This is a genomic window from Aeromicrobium sp., assembly GCF_047606445.1.
Classification (GTDB): Bacteria; Actinomycetota; Actinomycetes; order Propionibacteriales; family Nocardioidaceae; genus Aeromicrobium.
Map to the genome: position 1 here is coordinate 1 of NZ_JASGEK010000031.1, position 6,157 is coordinate 6,157.

Genomic DNA, 6,157 nt, shown 5'->3' on the forward strand with positions numbered 1-6,157 from the left:
CCGGGCCGACCCGGGCCGGCCTGCTGCGGGGCGGGCGCCTGCTGGCCCTGCGCCTGCTGGGCGGGCGCGGCGCCGGGGGACGGCTGCTGTCCGTCGATCTGACCGTCGCCGTCGCAGTCCTCCGGCGTGCCGGTCTCGTCCGTGGTGTCGGTCTCGTCCGTGGTGCCGGTCTCGTCCGTGGTGTCGGTCTCGTCCGTGGTGTCGGTCTCGTCCGTGCTGTCGGAGTCGTCCGTGCTGTCGGAGTCGTCCGTGCTGTCGGTCTCGTCAGCGGCGGCGGTCGCGTCCTCCGTCGACTCGTCGGTCGACTCGGCCTGCTCGGTCGTGGTGTCGGAGGCGGACGTGTCGTCCTCGGCGTGCGACGCGGACGCCAGGCCGACGGCCACCGCCGCCAGCGTCAGCGTGGCCAGGCCTGCTCCCAGACGGCGGCGAATTCCCGTGCTCATCATCAATCACTCCTTCGTGATGGGGTGGTGTTTCGGATACAGACCATGGTGGTCGCCGATCATGAAGCCCCGATGAAGACGCGGTGAGACCCCTGGCGGGCCTCTCCCGAAGGGGCCGCGCAGCCCGTCGGGACACCCCCGTCTGACACAGTTCACGACATGCGCATCCTGATCGTCGAGGACGACCCGACCGGCTCCTCGCCCGCCCGGAGGCTCGCGTCCCACGGCTTCGACACGATCCTGGTCGCCGGCGTCGAGGCCGACGTCGACCAGGCCCTGACCCATCCCCTCGACCTCGCCGTCGTCGACCTCGACACCTGCTCGCGGCACGCGGTCGACCGCCTGGCCGCCGACCGCCGCGACCTGCCGTTGATCGTGACGTCCGGCCCCGGAGTCGCCGACGACCCGATCGGCGGGCTCGGCCGCCGGACCGTCGACCATCTGGTCAAGCCCTTCGGCTTCGAGGAGCTCCTGGCCCGCGTGCGGCTCCGACTGCAACGCACTGCCGTCGCACCCGGAATCCCCGACCGGCCTGCGGCGGTACGGCTGGACCCGCGCCGCCGCACCGCCGTCGTCGACGGCGCCGAGGTCCGACTCTCGGACCGGGAGTTCGACCTCTTGGAGGTGCTGACACGCCACCGCGGCCAGGTCCTGTCGCGGCAGCTCCTCCTCTCCCAGGTGTGGGGCTACGACTTCGACCCGGGGTCGAACGTCGTCGACGTCTACATCGGCTACCTCCGCAAGAAGCTGGGCGAGGAGATCGTCAGCACCGTGCGCGGGGCCGGCTACCGCGTCGACTGAGGAACGGTCACAGCAGCGGGCGCAACGGCGCGAGCAACAGCTCGCAGGCGCGCGAGACGATCCACCGCTCCTCCCAGTCGAGCAGCGTCAGCTCGGCGCAGTTGGTGAGGTCGCGGGCGAAGACCTCCTCCATGTGCCGCGCCAGCGCCGCGTCGACCACCTCGACGTTGATCTCGTAGTTGCCGCTGAGGCTCAGCCGGTCGATGTTCGCCGTGCCGACAGTGGTCCACTGGCCGTCGACCGTGCAGGTCTTGGCGTGGACCATGTGGTCCTTGTAGCGGTGGATGCGCACGCCCGCGCGCAGCAGCCGCCCGTAGAAGCCGCGCGACAGCCAGTCCGTGACGACGTGGTTGGAGACCTCCGGGACGATGATGTCGACCTTGACGCCGCGCACCCGCGCCTGGAGCAACGCCTCCAAGATGTCGTGGTCGGGGATGAAGTAGGCCGCCGTGATCATGATGTGGCCGGTGGCCCGGTCGATGGCCTCCAGGTACATGTTGCGGATCGGGAAGACCAGCTGGCGCGGGATGTTGCGGTGCATGCGCACGCGCGGGTCCCAGTCGGTCGACCCGGAGCCGTGGATCGCCTCCTCCGGCCGCAGCATGTTCCAGAAGTCGATGAAGGCGTTGGCGAGGTCCCAGACCGCCGAGCCGGTGAGCCGCAGGTGGGTGTCGCGCCAGCTGGTGGCGTACAGCGAGCCGACGTTGTAGCCGCCGATGAAGGCGACGTCGTCGTCGACCACGAGGATCTTGCGGTGGTCGCGGCCCCAGTGCCGCAGGCTGAAGGGCCGGAAGCCGGCGTTGTAGACGGGGTAGCGCAGCACCCGCACGCGCGGGCCGAAGTCGAAGAAAGACCGCCGCACGACGAGGTTCGCGAAGGCGTCGTAGACGACGTAGACGTCGACCCCGCGCGCGGCGGCGTCCATGAGCGCGGCTTTGAAGCGTCGCCCCTCGGCGTCGGACTTGACGATGAAGGACTCGAAGAACACCCGGCGCTCGGCCGCCTCGATGGCCGCGATCATGTCGCCGAAGAGGTCGTCGCCGTAGGTGTAGGTGGTCGCCTCGCCGCGCGGGGTGGCGACGACGGTCGGCGGGGTGACCGGGAAGCCGTGCGCCCGGTGCCCGCGCAGGACCTTGCGGACCTTCGTGGTGACCATCAGTCCGGCGACGATCCCCAGCACGGCGACGAGCCACATCTTCAGGACGCGCCAGACCACCTGGCGGGGCGAGGGCAGTGACGACCACATGCGGCCACCCTAGACCGTCATGTGAACACGGCCACAGGGGCGGCGTCGCCCCCCCGCCGCTCGTACAGGGCCAGGAAGGCGCCGTCGGGGTCGAACACCGCGACCTTGCCGTCGGCGCCGAGATCGACGCCGGGAAGACGCCGTCCGAAGCGGACGTCCGTCGCCTGTTCGGCGGTCAGCGCGACGACGGGGAAGGCCACTCGTGCGGCTTCGTCGAGGCTCAGCGCGCGCCACTGGCTTTCCAACTCCTCCAGCGTGGCGGCGTGGTCGAGGGTGAACGGGCCGACCCGGGTGCGGCGCAGCATCGTCAGATGGCCGCCGACGCCGAGCGCGCCGCCGAGGTCGCGGGCGAGGGCGCGCACGTAGGTGCCGCTGGAGCACGCGACCGTCACGTCGACGTCGAGCAGGTCGCCGTCGGCGCGAAAGTCGGTCGCCTCGAAGCGCGACACGGTGACGGGGCGGGCGGGCAGCTCGACGTCCTCGCCGGCCCGCACCCGCGCGTAGGAGCGCTGGCCGTCGACCTTGATCGCCGAGACCGAGGAGGGCCGCTGGGCGATGTCGCCGGTGAGCGGGAGCATCGCGGCGCGCACGTCGTCGGGGGTCAGCGAGGCGGCCGACGTGGTCGAGACCACCTCGCCCTCGGCGTCGTCGGTGACGGTGCTCTGGCCCAGCCGGATCGTCGCGTCGTACGCCTTGTCGGTCAGTTGCAACTGGCCGAGCAGCCGGGTCGCCCGGCCGACGCCGAGCACCAGCACGCCGGTCGCCATCGGGTCGAGGGTGCCCGCGTGGCCGACCTTGCGGGTGCCGGCCAACCGGCGGCAGCGCGCGACGACGTCGTGCGACGTCCAGCCGCCGGGCTTGTCGACGATCGCCAGACCCGGCTCGGTCACTGGTCCTCGTCGTGGTGCTTGTACGGGTCGGCCTCACCGGCGTGCTGCGCGCCCTCGCGCTGGGCCGCGACCCGGGCGTCGGAGTCCTTGGCCTTGGCCAGCAGCTCCTCGATGTGCCGCGCCGACTCCGGCACCGCGTCGAGGAAGAACTCGATGCTCGGGGTGTGCCGCAGGCCGAGCCGTTGGCCGACCTCGGAGCGGATCATTCCGGTGGCGCTGCGCAGCGCGGCGCCGCTGCCCTCGATGGCGTCGGAGTCGCCGAGCACCGTGTAGAAGACCGAGGCGTGCTGTCGGTCGCCGGTGACCCTGACGTCGGTGACGGTCACGAAGCCGAGCCGCGGGTCCTTGATCCGCCGCTCGATCAGCTCGGCGACGATCACTTTGATGCGGTCGGCGATCTGGTGCTGCCGGGGTCCGGCCATGTGTGCCTCCTGAGGCGGGTGCGGCCCGGGACCACAGCGTCGCTGCGATCCCGGGCCGGTCCGATGGGTACTGCTTACGCGCGCGGCTTCTCGCGCAACTCGAAGGTCTCGACGACGTCGTCGATCTTGATGTCACCGTAGCCCTTGAGGACCAGACCGCACTCGAAGCCCTCACGGACCTCGCTGACGTCGTCCTTCTCGCGCCGCAGGCTCGCGAAGTCGAGGTTGTCGGCCACGACCTTGCCGTCGCGCAGCAGCCGGGCCTTCACGTTGCGCTTGATGACGCCGCTGGTGACCATGCAGCCGGCGATGTTGCCGATCTTCGACGAACGGAAGATCTCGCGGATCTGCGCCGTGCCGAGCTGGTGCTCCTCGAACTCCGGCTTGAGCATGCCCTTGAGCGCGGCCTCGATCTCCTCGATGGCCTGGTAGATCACCGAGTAGTACTTGATCTCGACGCCCTCGCGGTCGGCGAGCTCGGTGGCCTTGCCCTGCGGACGCACGTTGAAGCCGATGATGACGGCGTTCGACGCGGCGGCCAGGTTGACGTCGGTCTCGGTGATCGCGCCGACGCCGCGGTCGATGACCCGCAGCGCGACCTCCTCGCCGACCTCGATCTGCGCCAGCGAGTCCTCCAAGGCCTCGACCGAGCCGGAGCCGTCGCCCTTGAGGATCAACAGCAGCTCGTCGGTCTCGCCCTTCTCCATCGAGGACATGAAGTCCTCGAGGGTGCGGCGGCCGCTGCGCTTGGCCAGCAGCGCGTTGCGCTCGCGCGCCTCGCGCTTCTCGGCGATCTGACGGGCGACGCGGTCGTCGTCGACGACCATGAAGTTGTCGCCGGCGCCCGGCACCGAGGTCAGGCCCAGCACGAGGGCCGGACGCGACGGCGGAGCCTCGGCGATGTTCTCGCCGAACTCGTCGAGCAGGGCGCGCACACGGCCGAAGGCCGAGCCGGCCACCAGCGTGTCGCCCACCCGCAGCGTGCCGCGGTGCACCAGGACCGTCGCGACCGGGCCGCGGCCGCGGTCGAGGTGCGCCTCGATGGCGAGGCCCTCGGCGTTCTGGTTCGGGTTGGCGCGCAGGTCGAGCGCGGCGTCGGCGGTCAGCACGACTGCGGCGAGCAGGTCGTCCAGACCCGTGCCGGCCTTGGCCGAGACGTCGACGAACATCGTGTCTCCGCCGTACTCCTCGGGCACGAGGCCGTACTCGGTGAGCTGGCCGCGCACCTTCGACGGGTCCGAGCCCGGCTTGTCGACCTTGTTGACCGCGACGACGATCGGCAGGTCGGCGGCCTTGGCGTGGTTCAACGCCTCCACCGTCTGCGGCATGACGCCGTCGTCGGCCGCGACCACGAGGATCGCGATGTCGGTCGCCTGGGCGCCGCGGGCGCGCATGGCCGTGAAGGCCTCGTGACCGGGAGTGTCGATGAAGGTGATGGCGCGCTCGGCGTCGTCGACCTCGGTCGTGACCTGGTAGGCGCCGATGGTCTGGGTGATGCCGCCGGCCTCCTTCGCCACGACGTTGGAGTTGCGGATCGCGTCGAGCAGCTTCGTCTTACCATGGTCGACGTGGCCCATGACGGTGACCACCGGGGGCCGGGCCGCCAGGTCGGCGTCGTCGCCGGCGTCCTCGCCGAACTCCAGCGCGAAGGACTCCAACAGCTCGCGGTCCTCGTCCTCGGGCGAGACGACCTGCACGTCGTAGTTGAGCTCCTCGCCCAACAGCTGCAGCGTCTCGTCGTTGACCGACTGCGTCGCGGTGACCATCTCGCCCAGGTGGAACAGCACCTGGACCAGCGAGGCCGCGTCGACGCCGATCTTCTCGGCGAAGTCGGTCAGCGAGGCGCCGCGCGCCAGGCGCACCGTCTCGCCGCCGCCCTTGCGGACGCGCACGCCGCCGATGGCCGGCGCCTGCATCTGATCGAACTCTTGACGCTTCGCACGCTTGCTCTTGCGTCCTCGGCGCACCGGGCCGCCGGCGCGGCCGAAGGCTCCCTGTGTGCCACCGCGGCCGCCGCGGCCCGCAGGACCGCCGCCGCCGGGACGACCGGCGAAGCCCGCGCCGCCACCGCCGCCCGGACGGCCGGCGAAACCTCCGCCGCCACCTCCACCGGGACGGTTGCCGCCGCCACCGGGACGACCGCCGCCGGGACGACCGCCGGGACGGCCTCCCTGCTGGGCGCCCGGGCGGGCCAGGCCCGACTGCTTGGGCATCATCGCCGGGTTGGGGCGCGGCATGCCGGGCACACCCGGACGAGGGCCACCGGCGCCACCGGCGCCTGGGCCGCCGGCCCGACCGGCCGGCGGACGAGGACCACCGGGACGGCTGGGGTCGCTCGGGCGCCCCTGCCGTGAC

The 6,157-nt window shown here is 71.7% G+C and carries 6 protein-coding genes; 1 reads left to right on the forward strand and 5 read right to left on the reverse strand.

What is annotated here, in order from left to right:
- Positions 1–446, reverse strand: a 446-nt coding sequence (locus tag QM621_RS07460) for a hypothetical protein (protein ID WP_414989744.1), incomplete at its 3' end; no start/stop codon positions are given.
- Between the two features lie 156 nt (positions 447–602).
- Between QM621_RS07460 and QM621_RS07465 the strand changes: the two genes are divergently transcribed.
- Positions 603–1,244, forward strand: coding sequence for a response regulator transcription factor (locus QM621_RS07465; protein ID WP_414989745.1), 642 nt, complete (start codon positions 603–605; stop codon positions 1,242–1,244).
- A gap of 7 nt (positions 1,245–1,251) precedes the next feature.
- Here QM621_RS07465 and QM621_RS07470 read toward each other — a convergent pair whose 3' ends face one another.
- The 4 genes from QM621_RS07470 to infB form a co-directional block, all read right to left on the reverse strand.
- Positions 1,252–2,490, reverse strand: coding sequence for a phospholipase D-like domain-containing protein (locus QM621_RS07470; protein WP_414989746.1), 1,239 nt, complete (start codon positions 2,488–2,490; stop codon positions 1,252–1,254).
- Between the two features lie 17 nt (positions 2,491–2,507).
- On the reverse strand, positions 2,508–3,380 hold the full coding sequence (truB, locus tag QM621_RS07475) for a tRNA pseudouridine(55) synthase TruB (RefSeq protein ID WP_414989747.1): 873 nt from the start codon (positions 3,378–3,380) through the stop codon (positions 2,508–2,510).
- The gene (gene rbfA, locus QM621_RS07480) at positions 3,377–3,802 is read right to left on the reverse strand and encodes a 30S ribosome-binding factor RbfA (RefSeq protein WP_414989748.1); all 426 of its coding nucleotides are present in this window, start codon (positions 3,800–3,802) and stop codon (positions 3,377–3,379) included. Before rbfA ends, truB begins: the two co-directional genes overlap by 4 nt.
- Before the next feature lie 74 nt (positions 3,803–3,876).
- The coding region (infB, locus tag QM621_RS07485; RefSeq protein ID WP_414989749.1) for a translation initiation factor IF-2 at positions 3,877–6,157 on the reverse strand (2,281 nt) is incomplete at its 5' end.

Coding starts and splice junctions, on each gene's coding strand:
- rbfA (WP_414989748.1), bottom strand. CDS start 3,802: ATGGCCGGACCCCGGCAGCACCAGATCGCCGACCGCATCAAAGTGATC.
- QM621_RS07465 (WP_414989745.1), top strand. CDS start 603: ATGCGCATCCTGATCGTCGAGGACGACCCGACCGGCTCCTCGCCCGCC.
- QM621_RS07470 (WP_414989746.1), bottom strand. CDS start 2,490: ATGTGGTCGTCACTGCCCTCGCCCCGCCAGGTGGTCTGGCGCGTCCTG.